This is a genomic window from Sphingomonas sp. RIT328, from assembly GCF_000632225.1.
Lineage (GTDB): Bacteria > Pseudomonadota > Alphaproteobacteria > Sphingomonadales > Sphingomonadaceae > Sphingomonas > Sphingomonas kyungheensis.
Map to the genome: position 1 here is coordinate 12650 of NZ_JFYV01000015.1, position 16310 is coordinate 28959.

General features: G+C 70.0%; 12 protein-coding genes. 1 reads left to right on the plus strand and 11 read right to left on the minus strand.

The genetic code is table 11. From position 1 onward, the window contains the following. Window positions 1-54 precede the first annotated feature (54 nt). From BW41_RS08620 to BW41_RS08650, 7 genes are all read right to left on the minus strand, one after another. Window positions 55-2964 (minus strand): TIM-barrel domain-containing protein, encoded by a 2910-nt coding sequence (locus BW41_RS08620; RefSeq protein WP_037533679.1) that lies wholly within the window; start codon window positions 2962-2964, stop codon window positions 55-57. Next, on the minus strand, window positions 2961-4352 hold the full coding sequence (locus BW41_RS08625; protein WP_037533744.1) for a glycoside hydrolase family 43 protein: 1392 nt from the start codon (window positions 4350-4352) through the stop codon (window positions 2961-2963). Before BW41_RS08625 ends, BW41_RS08620 begins: the two co-directional genes overlap by 4 nt. Before the next feature lie 510 nt (window positions 4353-4862). Further along, window positions 4863-5837, minus strand: coding sequence for an SDR family oxidoreductase (locus BW41_RS08630; RefSeq protein ID WP_037533680.1), 975 nt, complete (start codon window positions 5835-5837; stop codon window positions 4863-4865). A gap of 71 nt (window positions 5838-5908) precedes the next feature. Then, window positions 5909-6961, minus strand: a complete 1053-nt coding sequence (locus BW41_RS08635) for a lipocalin-like domain-containing protein (protein WP_037533682.1) — start codon at window positions 6959-6961, stop codon at window positions 5909-5911. Continuing rightward, window positions 6961-9474 (minus strand): FtsX-like permease family protein, encoded by a 2514-nt coding sequence (locus BW41_RS08640; RefSeq protein WP_037533684.1) that lies wholly within the window; start codon window positions 9472-9474, stop codon window positions 6961-6963. Before BW41_RS08640 ends, BW41_RS08635 begins: the two co-directional genes overlap by 1 nt. Continuing rightward, window positions 9467-10174 carry an ABC transporter ATP-binding protein gene (locus tag BW41_RS08645; RefSeq protein WP_037533685.1) on the minus strand — a complete coding sequence of 236 codons (708 nt, stop codon included), beginning with the start codon at window positions 10172-10174 and terminating at the stop codon, window positions 9467-9469. The genes BW41_RS08640 and BW41_RS08645 overlap by 8 nt, the downstream gene beginning before the upstream one ends. Window positions 10175-10203: 29 nt before the next feature. Then, complete coding sequence (locus BW41_RS08650) at window positions 10204-10827, minus strand: class I SAM-dependent methyltransferase (protein ID WP_037533687.1); 624 nt, start codon at window positions 10825-10827, stop codon at window positions 10204-10206. Window positions 10828-10982: 155 nt separating this feature from the next. Here BW41_RS08650 and BW41_RS08655 point away from each other — a divergent pair, with 155 nt between their 5' ends. After that, the gene (locus BW41_RS08655; RefSeq protein ID WP_200870388.1) at window positions 10983-12041 is read left to right on the plus strand and encodes a spore photoproduct lyase family protein; all 1059 of its coding nucleotides are present in this window, start codon (window positions 10983-10985) and stop codon (window positions 12039-12041) included. 49 nt (window positions 12042-12090) lie between these two features. Here the strand turns inward: BW41_RS08655 and BW41_RS08660 are convergent, their stop codons facing one another. From BW41_RS08660 to BW41_RS08675, 4 genes are read right to left on the minus strand one after another with little or no spacing between them, the layout of a single operon-like run. Further along, on the minus strand, window positions 12091-12780 hold the full coding sequence (locus BW41_RS08660) for a PIG-L deacetylase family protein (protein ID WP_037533691.1): 690 nt from the start codon (window positions 12778-12780) through the stop codon (window positions 12091-12093). Beyond that, entirely contained in the window at window positions 12777-13991 is a 1215-nt protein-coding gene (locus BW41_RS08665) for a glycosyltransferase family 4 protein (protein ID WP_037533693.1), read from the minus strand. The genes BW41_RS08660 and BW41_RS08665 overlap by 4 nt, the downstream gene beginning before the upstream one ends. Next, entirely contained in the window at window positions 13988-14818 is an 831-nt protein-coding gene (locus BW41_RS08670; RefSeq protein WP_037533695.1) for a sugar phosphate isomerase/epimerase family protein, read from the minus strand. The genes BW41_RS08665 and BW41_RS08670 overlap by 4 nt, the downstream gene beginning before the upstream one ends. Beyond that, window positions 14815-16302, minus strand: coding sequence for a YcaO-like family protein (locus tag BW41_RS08675; protein WP_037533697.1), 1488 nt, complete (start codon window positions 16300-16302; stop codon window positions 14815-14817). Before BW41_RS08675 ends, BW41_RS08670 begins: the two co-directional genes overlap by 4 nt. Window positions 16303-16310 lie beyond the last annotated feature (8 nt).

Genomic DNA, 16310 nt, shown 5'->3' on the forward strand with positions numbered 1-16310 from the left:
GGAGCCCGATGAGCCGCATCACGCCGGCGCAGAACACGCGCGTCAGGCATCCGGTCAGAAACGCAGCGTGAGCGCCCGACCTTCATAGGCGATTTGGCGTGTCTCCGGTGGCCGCGCCGGCGCTCCGCCGGCACCGGCCATCAGCATGACACGCAGCGTCCGCCGCTTGACGAGGGTAGGGAAGGTGCCACGCCGCTCCCCGATCGTCAGGGTCCTCCGGCCGTCATCCCAATGCAGATCGTAGCGCGCCGACTGGCCCTTTTCATAGGCGTAGGTCTCGTTATCGTCCTCGTACAGCGTGAAATCGCCGTTCGCGCCCGGATAGATGCGCACGTCATTCGGCGCATCCGGCTGCTCCGTCGCATAGTGGAGAACGGGTCCCATCGGCAGGATCGTCCCGGCGCGCACGTAAAGCGGGATCACGTCCAGCGGCGCGGCGCGTGCGACGGTCTGACCACCCGGATAGCGGTCGTTGGTCCAGAAATCATACCAGCTGGTGCCGCGCGGCAGATAGGTACGCATCGTCAGATCGCGCGGCGCGTTGCGCACCGCCGCATCGCGGGCCAACGCACCCGGCGTCCGCCAGATGAAGCGGAACACGCGTCCGCCTTCGGGGTGGAAGAACTCCAGCCGCACCGGCAGCCGTTCCCCCTTCTTCAGCGTATAGCGCACCGTGCGGGTACGGGTGGCGCTGCGATTCCAGTCGTCGATGGCGGGCTTGCCGTTGAGGAACAGGCGCATGCCGTCGTTGCCGGTGAGGCCGATCTCATATTCGCCATCCTCCGGCGCGATCAGATCGCCCTGCCATCGCGCGGAGAAATGATCGAGCGAGCCGAGGCCCGGCGGCAGTTCGGCGAGCGGCGGATCGGGCCAGGTGTGATCGATCGTCGCGTCGAGCGCACGCCCGGCGGGCCTGTCGAAATTCTCGCCGGCGAAATATTGGACGGTCAGCCCGGTCTTGCCGTCTGCGCTGCGCAAGACGTCGGCCGGCACCGTACCCGCCGCGGAGGGCAGGATATGGTACATCGCGCGCGTCACCGGGTGGACGAGCAATGACGATCCGAACATGAAGCTGTCGTTGATGCTGCGCACCGCCGGGTCGTCGGGAAAATCCATCGGCAAGGCCCGCATCAGCGTATACCCGTCCGACGTCACCCGCGCGCTCAGGCTGTAGATATAGGGCAGCAGGCGATAGCGCAGGTGCGCGCTGTCGAGCAGGGTCTTGTAGACCGCCGGATCGAGCGTCTTGAAGATATATGGCTCGCGCTCGACGCTGGTACCATGGACGCGCATGATCGGGTTGAAGGTCGCATATTGGAACCAGCGGGCGAACAGCTCGCGCCACGCCGGATTCTTCTCGCCACCGGGAAAGTCGCTGACGAAAAAGCCGCCGGTGTCCTGCGTCCAATAAGGGTTGCCGGTGATGGTAACGTTGACGCCGCCCGACACCTGTTGCGCGAAGGTACGCCAGTTCGCGTAAATGTCGCCCGACCACGATGCCGCCGCGGTACGCTGCGCACCCGCCCAGGCCGAGCGCGTCAGAGTGAAGACGCGCTTGTCGCTGCTGGCGCGCTCGCCGTCATAGGTGCCCTGCGTCGTCAGCAGCGAATAGGGACTGAGGTAGCGCGTGAAGTCGCCCAGCGCGTTGCGACCCAGCGCCTTGGTGTCCCGCACATTGTCGACCGGATTCCACATCGCCGAGCTGACCTCGACCTCGGTGCCATCCATCCACAAGGCGTCGACGCCTTTGTCGAGCAGGCCGGACTTGACGTATCGGAAATAGATCTGGCGGCCGAGCGGGCTGTACGCGTCGTAGACGCGCGCTTGCTTGGATATCCAGTGCAGCGGCTGGAAGCGAAGGCCGTGGCGGTCGAGCGCGCGGGCGAGCGGCGTGTCGTTGCCGACCGAGGGCCAGATCGACACCATCAGCTTCATGTGCAAATCGTGGATGTCGCGGCTCATCGCCACCGGGTCCGGATAGCGTTTCGGGTCCCACATCATCCCCGACCAGGTGCCGTCCTTGTCGCCGCCCCAATATTGCCAGTCCTGCACGATGTAATCGAGCGGGAAGCCTTCGCGCCGGAAGGTGCGCGCGACGTCGACGAGGCGGTCCTGCGTCGGATAGCGCTCCTTGCTCATGAACAGCCCGAAGGCCTGTTTGGGGAACATCGGCGCGTCGCCGGTCAGCCAGCGATAGGCGCCGACCACGCCGTCCATCGTGTCGGCGGCCATGACGTAATAATCGACACCGCCCGGCGCGCTCTCCGCCCAGAGCCGGGCGCCGTCCGCATCGTCCCTGAAGCGCATCTGCGAATAGCTGTCCCACAGCACGCCATAGCGTTCCGTCGAGACCATAACGGGGATGATGATGCCGACGTTGGTCTGCACCAGCAGCAGGTCCTTGCCGCGCCGGTTGACCTCGTCGTCGGCGGTGAAGCCGAAGCCATAAATGCCTTCGTCCGGCTTGAGCGTGAACCGGTTTTCCACCTCGTAGGTCGGCGCGCCGGAGATCATGCGTCTGCTGATCGTCTGCGGCGCGTCGGCTTTCTCGCGCGTGAGCAGCCGGCCCGCCGCGTCATAATAACTGGCGGCACCGGATCGTTTGTCGATGACGATCCGCAGTCTGGCGTCGCTCACCGTAAGCGTGTCTGCGTCGTCGCCAACGGTGAAGGGCACGTTGCCGGGCGCGCGGATCACGACGAGGCTGCGGGCCGTCCAATAGGACTTGCCGAGGTTCGCGCTCACCCGCACGACGCCGGGGGCGTAGAAGATCAGCGATTTGGTCACGCCGCCGAGCGTGAACTGCACGCCGTTGCGCAGGCGCCGGTAGTGGAATCCGGCATCGGCCGGCGCCGGCGCGACCGCCTGTACCTGCCCGAGCGCATCGAGGCCGGTGGGCGCCTGCGCGACGACGGGGGCCGCCGCGCACAGCGCCGCAGCGGGAGCGATCCAATACCCCTTCATGCCTTCGCTCCCCTCGGCATCGCATCGAACTGCCAGCTATCCACATCCACCAGCGACGCGGCGTCACCGCCGCGGAAGATCAGGTACAGATCGTGCACGCCGCGCGCGGCGGAGACGGCGGCGGTCTTCTCCCGCCACGCGCCCGCGTCGCCGACCGGCAGCGTGCCGATCTCCGGCCCGTCGGTACGGTCCAGCCGCAGCTCGATCGTCGCGCCGGGCGTGCCCTTGGCGATGCGGGCGCGGAACGCGCGTGCGCCCGCGCCGAAATCGACGCCGGCGACCTTGATGTAGCTGCGATCGCCGGTGCGGGTGACATAGACGGCGCCGTTGCCATCCCCGGCGGTGGTGACGCCGGGCGTCCAGGCATAGGGACGATCGCGGTCGCGTTTGATCCGCGACGTCCAGGCGATCGTCTCTGCCTCGACCCGTCTATAGGGATCGAGCGTGCCGATCTGCGGTGCGCTGGTCCTGTCCCACCAATGGAGGTTGGGGATGGTGCCGTCGGCATTGTAGCTGAACTTCGCAACCGAGACGGAGCGACGCTCGTGATGGATCGGCGTCAGCGCGAAGTTGAGATCGTAGCTGAAGCCGAACAGATAGGACCCGCCCTTATAGTCGATGATGCCGGGGTGGTTGCCGGTGGCGCGGCTGTCGTGGTCCATGATCGGCCCCTTGTACGTCCACGGGCCGGTCGGCCGCTCGCTCATTGCATAGCCGATGCCTTCGGAGCAGCAGGTCGAGGCGAAGGCCATGTAGTAATGGCCATTGCGACCGTAGAACCACGGTCCTTCCTGATAGTCGGTGAGGCGCGGCTGCCCCTTGGTGACCGGTCCGGAATAGCTCACCATGTCGGGGTTGAGCCGGACGTACCACAGGTCCGGATTACCCCAATACAGATAGGCCTGCCCGGCGCTGTCGATCCAGACGGTGGGATCGAAGAAGCCCTCGCCCGGCGCGATCAGCGGCTTGCCGAGCGCATCGCGGAACGGCCCGGCGGGACTGTCGGCGACCGCGACGGCGATCACGTTGCGCGGCGATCCCGCGACGGTGATCGGCGCGTAGAGATAGAATTTGCCGTTGCGCGCGACCACCTGCGGCGCCCAGGCGTCGTTGGTCTGGTTCGCCCAGGGGAAGGTCCTCAGCGAGGCGACCGTACCGCGATCCGTCCAGTTCGCCATGTCGGTCGAGCTGTACAGGCGCCAGTCGAGCATCCTGAAGCCGTCGGCATCGTCCTCGTCATGGCTGGTGTAGAGATAGACGACGCCGTCATGCACGATCGGCGCGGGATCGGCGGTGAACCGCGTCTGGATAATGGGGTCTGCCTGCGTGGGGACGGGCAGGGTCGCCGCGAGCAGGGCGAGCGCGAGGGGATGGCGGAAGCCTGTCATCGCGGGCGTCTCCCTGAACGGTGCGACGGCGGCCGGTCCGCTGTCGGACATTCGGCGGCGCGGTGCGGGGGAACGGGCCGTACCTTGCGGTGGGTGCGCGTCTTGCGCCGGGCGGAGGCGGAGCCGACCGTGGACTTGGCGCGCACGACCGGAGTCATGAACATCCTACCGACGTCGCCATCGTTCGACACCTTCGGGGTGCGCCGGGTGACGGCAGCGGCGCGAGGCGCTTGGCGAACGGGGATCCCGCTCAGCATCGTTGCGCATCCCGGCAGGACCAGAATGTCCGCACCCTTGATCTCCCGTAGCACCGTGTGTCCGGCTTTGCCGGATAATCTAGCTCGGGAAGCGGCAATTGTCCTACCAAATGTTCCTGTAGTGGGTTGTGTCCGATCAACCTGCTGCGTGCGGCCAGATGAGGCGGCGGCGTCGGCCAAGCCGGTCCGCTCGCGTCACCGCAGGATCGTCGGTAGAGCGTGCGCCGCGAGACGCTCGGACGCGGCTATGCGCTCAGCGCCTCCGCCACAGCAGGCCGCCGACCACCGCGAGCCCGACTGCCGCCCCGACGCCTGCCGCAGTCGCAGCCTTGCGGCGTCGCTGCGGATGGCGGCGGCCGCCCTCGATGCCGCTGGGCGCGGCGGGCGGATCGAACAAGGTGCCGCTGCCGTCCTCGCCGGGCGCGGCCTTTCCGCTCCAGCTGTCCATGAAGCCGTTCATCATCGCGGCGGCGAGGTTGGGGACGAGGAACTGGCTGACCTTCAGCGCCAGGGCGGGGGCGCCGATCGCCGTGGTGTTGCGGGGATGATCGGCGAGGCGCACCACCGCCTTCGCGACCGTCGCCGGGGCGAGCGAGCCCGGCGGCAGCGACAGCGCCGCCCCGGTGTAATTGGCGGCGTGATCGATGCCGGGCGTGTCGACGAAGGTCGGATAGACATCGCAGACATGGATGTGCGGGCGCTTCGACAGCTCGCCGCGCAGCGCCTCGCTGAACCCGCGCAGGCCGAATTTGCTCGCCGAATAGGCCGCGGCATAGGGCGTCGCGACGAAGCCGCCGACCGAGATCATGTTGATGAAGATGCCGTAATCCTGCGCCAGGAAGATCGGCAGCACGGCATGCGCGTCGTTCATATGCCCGACGAGGTTGGTGGCGATGACCTGCGCGTGCTCGGCGATCGGCACGTCTTCGTAGCGGCCGACGACGCCGACCCCGACGTTGCTGAACCAGACGTCGATCCCGCCGAGCTGCTCGCGCGCTTCGGTCGCGAGCCGTGCCACGGCCCCGGCGTCGGTGACGTCGACGACCCGAACGACCGCCTCACCTCCCGCGGCGCGACAGCGGTCGGCGATCGCCTCGAGGCCGTCCTGCCCGCGGGCGGCGAGCATTAGCCGCGCGCCGCGCTCGGCGAACGCCACCGCGGTGGCCGCGCCGATGCCGCTGGAGGCACCGGTGATGACGATCCGTTTCGCTGTCGTGCTGTCGGTCACGCTATATCCTCGCTGAGACGTCACCAAGCGGGACGATCGGTCGCGCGCATCGTTCCGGGCGGCGGCTTTGGCTACATCGTCAGCGGCGTGGTATAGCCGGTCAGCTCCAGATAGCCCCGTCCGCCGTCGGTCCGCACGGCGCCCTCCCAATAGACCGGCTGACCGGCGGCGCGCGCGTCGACCTCCTGATCCGGGAAGACCGGGCGGAGCGGAAAGGCGCGGATGCCGCCGGGCAGCCGTATGCGCAGCATCTGCGCGACCGGATAGCGGGCGCCGGTCCGGGCCGAGCGCCACGTCGCGGTGGGCGAGAAGGCGACATCCGCGGGGGACAGCCGGGTCGTGCGCCCATCGGCGCGGCGATAGGAGCCGCCGGCCCATAATATGCCGCCGCCCTTGCGGCGGATGCGGAAGGCCATCAGCGCACCGCCATCGTCGAGGTTGAGCCCGGTCCAGTCCCAGCCGGCAGCGTCACTGGCGAGATAGTCGGACGACCATTCCCGGTCGAGCCAGGCCTCGCCGCGCAGCCGCTCGGTCCGGCCTGCGCGGACGACCGCCCCCGTCACCGCGAGATGCGGCATGGAGTAATAATAGCTCGCCTGTTCGGGCTTCGGCCCCTTGCGGCTGTACCCGTCCTGCCCCTGCGGCAGCGGCGGCTGCGTCGGCCGGAAGGTCAGGTCGAGCGCGAAGTCGCGGCCGCCCACCCGACTGGCGAAGCGGCCATCGGCCAGCCGGCGGAAGGTCCAGCCGTTGAGCCGCACGTCCGCATCGCCGGTCGCCGCACCCGCGAGCCCGAAGCCGGCGCGCGCGGCGCGCTCGGCGTGGAGGATGTGGCCGACCCGCGAATCCGACAGGGCCGCATGGGCAAAGATCACCTGACGCGCGGCGAAGCGGCTGGGGTTGTCGCCGGCGGCATGCGGATTGACGCGGAAGAAGGTGATCTGGAAGCCGATGTCGCGGCCGTCCTCGCCCTTCAGCCAACCGGTGACGTACCACCATTCGGTGCGGAACGCGGGGTGCGCGCCGTGGTCCGCGGGGAAGGACAGGCGGATGCCGGGACGCACCACGGGATAGGGCGCCGGCGCCGCCAGCCCGGCGGCGGCGGCCAGCGCGAGGAGCGCGCGCATCACCAATCCTCCCTCACCGCGGCGACCGCATCGCCGGCGGTCGCGCGCCGGCCGGCCAGCATCGCGGTCAGCGCCGCCGCGCCGGTCAGCGCCGCCGTCACCCCGGCGATCGTGCCGACCGGCCAGAGCGTCGTCATCGTCCAGTTGAACGACTGCGGATTGACGACATGGATCAGCACCTGGCCGAGCAGCGCGCCGAGCGCGACGCCGGCGACCGCGCCGATCAGCCCGAGCAGCGCGCCCTCGCTCGCCAGCATCGCGGTCACCTGTCCGCGGGTCAGGCCGAGGTGGCGGAGCATGCCGAATTCCTTGGATCGCGCGATCGTCTGCGCCGACATCGTCGCCGCGACCCCTGCGAGGCCGACGAGGATCGCGACCGCCTCCAGCACATAGGTGATCTTGAAGCTGCGATCGAACAATTGCAGCGCGAAGCGGCGCAGCGCGGCGGGCTCCGCGATCGACACGCCCGCAGGCAGCACCGCCGCCGCCGCGCGGCGCACCGTCGCGATATCGGCATGCGGGGGAAGGGTGATCGCCGCCTCGTCGCGACCGCGGTCGTCGGTCAGGCGGACATAGTCGCCATCCCGGATCACCAGCGCACCCTGCTGGCGGGCATAGTCGCGCCAGACGCCGGCGACGAAGAAGCGCGCCGGTCGACCGCCGATCGGAAGCCGCAGCGTGCGGCCGGGCGACCAGCCGTAGAGCCGCGCCGCGGGCTCCGACACCCAGACCGGCGTCGCACCTGCGGGCACCGCCGCCCGGTCGAGCAGCACGAGCAGCGGGTATCCGGCATCACCGCGGACCGGCCGGGCGATCAGCGTCACCGGCGGGCGGTCCGGCGCGACCGTCAGCGGCAATTGGCGGCTGAACGCCACCCGGCCGATGCCGGGGATCGCCGCGATCCGGCGTTGCGTCGCAGGATCGAGATCGCCGCTTTCGGCGCGCAGGTACAGATCGGCCGACAACACCTGTCCGAGCCAGCTGTCGACGGCGCCGCGGAAGCTGGTCACCATCGTCGCCATCGCGATCATCAGCGCGGTGGAGGCGACGATCCCGCACAAAGCGATCGCCGCTTGGCCCGGCGCACCCTGCACGTGGCGGATCGCCAGCAACCGCGGCACCGACGCGATCTCACGCTCCCGCCACGGCCACAGCAGCCAGCGGACCAGCCACGGCACGCCGGCGACGCCACCCGCAAGGAGCAGCGCCATGCTGACGAAACCGAACACCGGCAGGCCGCCCACGGCCGGCAGCAGCGCCGTGCCGCCGCCGGCGAGCAGCAGCACGAGCGCCGGTCGCCACGGCACCGGGGCGCGCGGATCGAGCACGTCGCCGGCATTCTTGAGCGCCGCGGCGGGCGCCGCCCGTGCCGCCGCGCGCGCCGGCAGGATGCTGCCGAGCAAGGCCGCCGCCAGGCCGAGCGCGAAGAAGGTCGCGGCGGCGACCGGCTGGAACACGACCCGCGCGGTGCCGCCGCCGAAATAGCCGCCGCCGAGGTCGCCGCCGAACAGGCGCAGCGCCGCCGACGCCATCGCATAGCCGGCGATCAGGCCGAGCGTCGCGCCGACGAGGCCGATGATGATCCCCTCCAGCGCCACCGCGGCGACGATGCCGCTGCGGGGCAGGCCGAGCGTGCGCACCAGCGCAAAGGCGCGCAGCCGGCGGGTCACCGAGAGCGTCTGCGCCGAAAAGACCAGAAAGCCGCCGGTCAGCAGCGCGACGAGCGCGAGCATGTCGAGATTGACGCGATAGGCGCGGCTGAGCGCGTCGCCTTGTCGCGCCTGACTGTCGTCCGACACGATGGTCGCGTCCGCACCGATCAGGGCGGGCAGGGCGCGCTCGGCGGCGCTGCGGTCGGCGAGCTTGAGGTCGAGCCGGTCGATCCGCCCGAGCCGGCCGAAGCGCCATTGCGCCGCGGCGATATCGATGGTGCCGAGCGCCTGACCGGCCGCCGCGCCGGGCAGCGTGCCGGCGACGCGCAGGCTCACGGTGCGGCCGTTGGCGGTGACGGGCAGGCGGTCGCCGACGCGGGTCCGGGTCGCGGTCAGCGCGGCGCGTGACAGGAACAATGCATCGTCGGCGAAAACGGCGTCGCTGCGTGCGTCGGGTCCGGTGGGCCGCGTGCCGATGAGGCTCGGCGTCACCGCGGCGGCGCGGATCACGTCGAGGCCGAGCAGCGTGAACCGACCCGACCCGACCCGCGCCGACAGGCTGATCACCGGGCTCGCATCCGTCACGCCCGGCGCGGTCGCGATGCGGGGATAGCGGCGTTCGTCGAAGCCGAGCGGGGTGCGGGCGCGGACCTGGAGGTCGGCGACGCCGTTGACACCGGTCACCGCCTGCTCGAACGAGGCGAGCGCCGAGCCGTTGACGAGATGCACCGCGAAGCCGAGCGCGACGCCGACGGCGATCGCCACGGCGGTGGCGGCGAAGCGACCCGGATGCCAGCGCCATTCGCCGAGGACGAGCCAGGCGAGCGCCAGCCGCGAGCGGAGCAGTCCCGCCTCAGCCATCCACGGCCACGAGCGGCTGCTCGACCAGGCCGTGTGCGGTGAGCCGGAGCACCCGGTCGGCGACCGCGGCGGTGGCCACCGAATGCGTCACGATCACCGCCGCCGCGTCTCGCGAGCGCACCGCGCGCGCGAACAGGTCGAGGATGCGCGTCGCGGTATCGGGATCGAGATTGCCGGTCGGCTCGTCGGCGAGGATCACCGCCGGCCGGTGGACCAGCGCCCGCGCGATCGCGACCCGCTGCAACTCGCCGCCGGACAGATCGCGCGCATAGTCGCGGCCACGATCGGCGAGGCCGACCTCGCCGAGCATCGCGCGCGCCTGATCCCGAGCAGCGGCGGCGTCCGGCGAGATCAGCGCGAGTGGCAGTGCGACATTCTGTTCGAGGGTCAGATACGGCAGGATGTGGAAGGCTTGGAAGACGAAGCCGATCCGCTCGCGGCGCAGGCGGGTGCGCGGCGCTTCGGCCAGACCGGCGAGCGCGATGCCCTCGATTCGGACCTCGCCCGCATCGGCATCGTCGAGCCCGGCGAGGATGTTGAGCAACGTCGATTTGCCGACGCCCGAATCGCCGGTGATCGCGACGAGCTCGCCCGGCGCCACCGCCATCGACAGGTCGTGGAACAGCCGGCGGTCGCGCCCCACCGTCTTCGCCAGCCCCCGCGTCTCGATCGCATGCATCGTCACAAAACGGTCCCGCATCGGCTTCGGTCCAGACGGTCCATAGACGGTCAGGCGCGCCCGTCGACCGCGATCAACGGATCGCCGGAGCGCCCGTCCGCCAGGACCAGCGGTCGGATGTCGTGGAAGCCGGCCGTCTCCAAATAGAGCCGGATGAGCGCGGCCTGACCTTCCATGTCGAGGTGGCGCCAGACCGCCACCGCCTTGGTGGGAAAGCAACGGTTCGAGTAGCTGGCGACGACCATGCCACCCGGGCGCAGCACCCGCCGCAGCTCGCGAAAGATCGTCAGCGGCCGTTGCAGATACTGGACGCCGACGCAGATCAGCACGGCGTCGAAGTTGTCATCGGGCTCGGTCAGCCGGGCATCACGGTTGAGGTCCTGGACGAACCAGCGGGACAGGCGCGGGTTGGCGGCGAGCTCAGCGGCGTTCATGCCGTGGCCGACGACGTCGAGGTCGAGCGTCTCGGGCAGATGGCTGACCCAGCTCGACATCAGGTCGAGCACGCGATCCCCCGGTGCGAGCAGCGCGGCATAATGGCGGGTGAGTGCGGCGATGGCGCCCGCGTCGATATGTGTGACGAGGCGCGGGTCGGCGTAGAAGGCAAGATCGCCCCCGTCGTCCTGCTTGTCGAAGGCATGCGCGGGCAGGCCCAGTTCCTCTGCATCGCTCACAGCGCCTCCCGGTCTTCGCATATTAGCGCGCGGTCGGCTGCAGAGCTGGCCGGGCGGCATCCATAAATTCGAGACGCAGGCCGACCTGCAACGTTCCGCAAGCCCTGCACCCGGTGGCTTCCCGGCCTGCGCGTTCCCATATCCGGGCGATGGCGTTGCCGCGGACCCTGATCGACCCGAAGCTCATCTATCTGGAACCGGCGGTGCGCGACTATTCGCGCGGTCGGGAGGTGCTGGCACGCTTTCCCGATGCGGAGCTGGTCGAGGTGGCGAGCCACTGGAAGATCCCGCAGCTCGCCGACCCGGCGCTCGCCGGGGACTGGCTGCGCGTCAAACGCGAGATCCTCGTGCTCGGCGTCAAGAAGGGCATGGCGATGCGGCCGAACGGACGCTCCGCCGATTTCATCGCGCCGTCGTCGTCGAACGGCTGCGCGATGGCCTGCGCCTATTGCTACGTCGGGCGTCGGAAGGGCTATGCCAATCCGATCAGCGTCTTCGTCAACATCGACGATGTGACGCGGGCGCTCGCCCGCCATGCCGCCAAACTCGGGCCCAAGCCGAAGCCCGACACCATCGATCCGCGCGACTGGGTCTACGACCTCGGCGAGAATGGCGACCTGTCCGTGGACGCCTCGCTGTCCGACAATGTCCGCGACCTGGTGACCGCGTTGCGGGACATGCCGAACGCCAAGGGCTCGTTCGCGACCAAATACGTCAATCGCGACCTGCTCGACTATGATCCGCAGGGCCGCACCCGCATCCGCTTCAGCCTGATGCCGGAGACGATCGCGAGGGTGGTCGATGTCCGCACCTCGCCGATGAGCGAACGCATCGCCGCGATCAACGACTTCGTCGCGGCCGGCTATGAGGTGCACGTCAATTTCTCGCCCGTCATCGTCCACGAGGGGTGGGAGGCGGAATGGAAGGCCTTGTTCGCCGAGCTGGAGGCGGCCCTGTCGCCCGCGGCGCGGGCACAGCTCAAATGCGAGATCATCTTCCTCACCCACAATGACGGGCTGCACGACCTCAACCTCCGCTGGCATCCGCGCGCCGAGGACTGGCTGTGGCGGCCCGACATCCAGGAAGCCAAGTGGAGCCAGTCGGGCATGCGCAACCTGCGCTACAAGGCGGCGTGGAAACGGCAATGGCTCGACCGCTTCCTCGGCTGGCTCGACGCGGCGCTGCCGTTCTGCGAGGTCCGCTACGCTTTCTGAAAAAGGCCGATCGACCGCGCCGGCACGATGGCGTGGCCGCAGCGTCGTCCTAGCCAGAGCCATGGAGGCGTTCTTCCGCGACCGCGGCGGTGGCGGCCTGCAGGTCCGCGATCGAGCCGAATTGGAACGACACCTGCGATACATAGGCCGCGCACATCGCGAGCCGGTCGGCGCGATCCTGCTCGGTCAGTGTGTGGCGCAATCGCACCGTCTCGTCGGGTGCGGCGGCGGCGCGGCGAAGATAGGGCCAATCCTCCCAGAGCAGATGGTCCGCGCCGGTCGCGGCGAGCGCGTCGCGGACCAGCCAATGGTCGACGTGATCGCCGATCGCGAGCGGACCGAGCAGCCGATCGGGCGCCAGTCGCTCGATCTGCTCGCCGAGCGCGACGGTAAGCGGCGCGAGCAGCCCGTCGTCGCTCCGCCGGTCGGCGAACAGGGCGGGGGCGCTGGCATAGCCGCGGTGCGGCGCCTCGAGAAACGGCAGGTGCACCGCCTCGGCGCCGATCACGGCGCAGGCATCGCGATCCTCGCCACGACGCAGCACCATATAGTCGACGTCGGCGGAAAGGCCTTTGTCGAGCTGACAGGCGAGCGCGAAGCCGGTCGGCCGCGCGACGTTGCCGGTGAAGCAGGTGACGATGGTGACGCGGTCGCCGGCACGCGCCCGCGCGGCGAGATACCCGCCGACCGAGAAGGCGGCGTCGTCGAGGTGCGGCGAGATGGCGACGATATGGGTCACAGCAGGTGCGGCTCCGCGCGAAAACGGCAGGGCTCGACCGGTATAACGGCGCTGACCCCGGCCGGCGGCGGCGCGGCGCGCACCCTGTCGTAGATCGCCATGATCTGCCGGCCCACCGTGTGCCAGCTGTAGATCCGCCGGCATTCGATCAGCGCCGCGTCGGCAAGCCAATGGCGCAGGCCCTCGTCGTTGACGAGGCGGGAGAGCGCGGCCGCCTGCGCCGCGACATCGCCCGGCTCGATCAGCAGGCCGTTCTCCCCGTCGCGGATGCAATCGACGACGCCGACCGACCGGCAGGAGAGGACCGCCTGTCCGCTCGCCATCGCCTCGAGGATCGTATTGGAGAAGCCCTCCGCATAGGTCGGCGAGACGAAGACGTCGTGATCGCGATACAGGGCGGGAACGGTGTCGTAATCGGCATAGCCGCTGAAGGTCACGCGGTCGGCGAGGCCGAGGTCCGCGGCGAGCGTGCGGGCGGCGTCATAGTCGGGGCCGATCCCCGACACGGTGCACCGCCACTCGCCTTCGACGGCGCGCAGGGCGTGAAGCATGTCGAGCACGCCTTTGCGGCGATCGACGCGGCCGTGATAGAAAAGGCGGACCGGCCCGTCGGCAGGCCGCGGCGCTGCGGGCGGGGTAAAGCGCTCGGTATCGACCGCGCCGGGCACGATCGTGAAGCGCGCCAGCGGTGTGCCGAGCCGCGCGTGCACCTCCTGCGCGAAGCTGGTGCCGCCGATCAGCAGCGCATTGGCGTGGGCGAGTACCCGCTCCATCGCGATCCGGTGCGTGGTACAGCACGATCCCACCCAATGGCCGTCGCCGCCCTGGATCGAGACGACGCAGGGCAGGCCGAGCGCCTGCGCGGCGAGCAGGGTCGCCCAGCCGGTGGGATAGCCATATTGCGCGTGCAGCACGTCGAACGGCGCACGCGCATGTTCGGCGGTGATCGCCGCGACGATCGCGTCGACGTCCCGCTCGAAATCGCCGCCCGCCTGTTCGCCGAGCGCTTCCAGTCCGACGACGCGCACGCCCGCGACCGCCGGCGGCGGCCCGCCGCCGTAGACGCGCGCGCGCGCCGGATCGCCGTAGAATTGGCTGATCATCGTCACGTCGTGACCGGCCGCGACGAGCTGGCGCAGCAGGTTGATCGCATAGATCGACATGCCCGAGATCGCGGGAAAGAAGCGGCGCGAGACGAAGCAGATCCTCACGCCGCGATCCCCCGCAGATAGGCGATCGACTGGGGAATCGCGGCATGCGCCCGCGGACTCTCCCGCGACAGCTCGACGCAGACGAGCCGGTCGAAGCCGATCGCCTCCAGCGCCGACAGCACCGCGGGCACGTCCATGTCCCCCTCGCCGAACGGCAGATGGGTATGATCGCCGCGCCGCATGTCCTCGATCGCGACCGTGCCGATCCGGTCGGCATAGCGACGGATCGCTTCGGCGGGCTCGATGTCCTGCGTCACCAGGCAGTGGCCGGTGTCGAGCGCCAGCCGCAGGCGGGGATGACGCTCGGCCAGCGCCGCATATTCGCCGACCGTCTCGATCAGCATGCCGGGCTCCGGCTCGAAGCTCGCCTCGACGCCGACCGCCTCGGCATGGTCGAGGACGCGGTGGAGACCCTCGTCGAGCCACAGGCGCGCCTGCTCCCGCCCGACGCCGGGCTTCGGCACCCCGGCCCAGAAGGACATCGTCTCGCTGCCCAGCCGCGCCGCGACGTCGAGTGCGCGGCACAGGAAGGCGACGCGCCGGGCGCGCCCGTCCGCCGTCGCGGCGATCAGCGTGGGTTCGTGCTTGTCGCGCGGATCGAGCAGATAGCGCGCGCCGGTCTCGATCACGCTGCCCAGCGCGAGCCGGTCGAGCAGATCGGCGACGCGCGCCGACTCGCGCTCCCAATCGGGTGCGAAGGGATCGAGGTGGTGATGGTCCAGCGTCAGGGCGACGCCGGCATAGCCCGCGTCGGCGATCAGCCGCAGCGCATCGTCGAGCCGGTGATTGGCGGCGCCGTTGGTGTTGTAGGCATAGCGCAGGCTCATGCCGGCGCTCCCCGCCAGCCGACGTGATGCGCCTCCGGCTCGCGATAGAGCGGGTAGAGCGGCCCGACGAGGCGATCCGCCGCCTCGGTATCGAACAGCGGATGGCCGAGGCGGTCGGCATCGGCGGCGGGCAGGCGGATGCGCTGCAACGCCGCCCCGGCCTCACCGAACTGGATCAGCGGCGAATCCATCGCCAGCAGCTTCTCGGTGTTGCGCGTGCCGATGCGGTAATAGCTCATCGTCTCGACCTCCATGCCGGGGACGATCACCTTGACCACGCTGACCGCGCGATCGTCGGGCGACATGTCGACGTAGAGGACGTCGAACCCCGCTGCCTCGACCGCGGCACGCGCGGCTGCGGCGCGGGCATGGCCGTCCGGCGCGGGCGCGGAGGGCAAAGCGGAGAAGGCGTGGCGCGACCGTTCGGAGAGGACGCTGTCGCCGAGCCAGTCGCGCAGCGTCGCCGCATCCTGCCGCGTCCATTCCTGCATCGCGGTGAAGGCGCGCGGGTCGCTCGATTTCGCCGCGCCGCCGGCCTGCGCCATGAAGCGACGGACATAGCCATCCGGCGCGACGGTCTCGACCAGTGCGCGCGGGCCGTGGGCGAAGGCCTTGCGTGCGCGGCTGGCGGCATATTCGGTCAGGCACTTGTCCAGCGCGGCGGTGCGATCGGGGTGGCAGGCCTCGCCGCACGCCGTCACCATGATCGGCGCGGCGGGTTCGCCGCGCGTATCGACGCCGACGCAATAGAGATTGGGCAGACCATATTGGTCGGTGGCGAATTTCGGCATCGCGCGGATACCCGCCGCGTCGAACCGGGCGAGGATCGCCTGCGTCGCGGGCGGCAGCGGTTCGTCGAGATCGAGCATCACGCCCTGGTCGAGCGCGCGGAACAGCAGGCCGTTGCCGTCGCGCTGCAGGATCTCGCACAGGCCGTGGCCGATCGCCCAGTCGAGATCGGGACCGGCGCCCATACCGTTCGAGATGATCGTGGTGAACGGCACGTAGCCCGGCGCCAGTTCCTTCGACGAATACGCCGCGAGGTCGATCGGCACGAGCACGGTCGAGCCGTCCGCCCAGCGCTTCGCCTCGACCCAGTCGAGTTCGCTGTCCCAGTCGACCGGCGATCCCGCGGGCAGGCCGAGCGTCAGCGGGTCGGCGACCGCGCGGCTCCCGAGGGTACGGACGAGATCGGCGTAGCTGCCCCGCGTCTTCGCCCGGCGGGCGAGCGTCAGCGTCGGCCAGACCATCTCCGCGATCTCGCCGAGCCCGCCGAGGATCGCGGCCTCGTCGGTCGCGCCATAGCCGACGCCATAGGGCATGATCCCCGACAGGGCGGCATCATCCGGGAACAAAGCGACCACCCACACCGGCAGGCCGAGTCGGTCGAGCGCGTGGATCGGGAAGGCGACCACGTCGCCCTTGGGAAAGGCGGCGAGATACCGCTGCGCCGCGGGGCCGAGGTCGGCCGGCATTCCGGTCATTCGCGGGG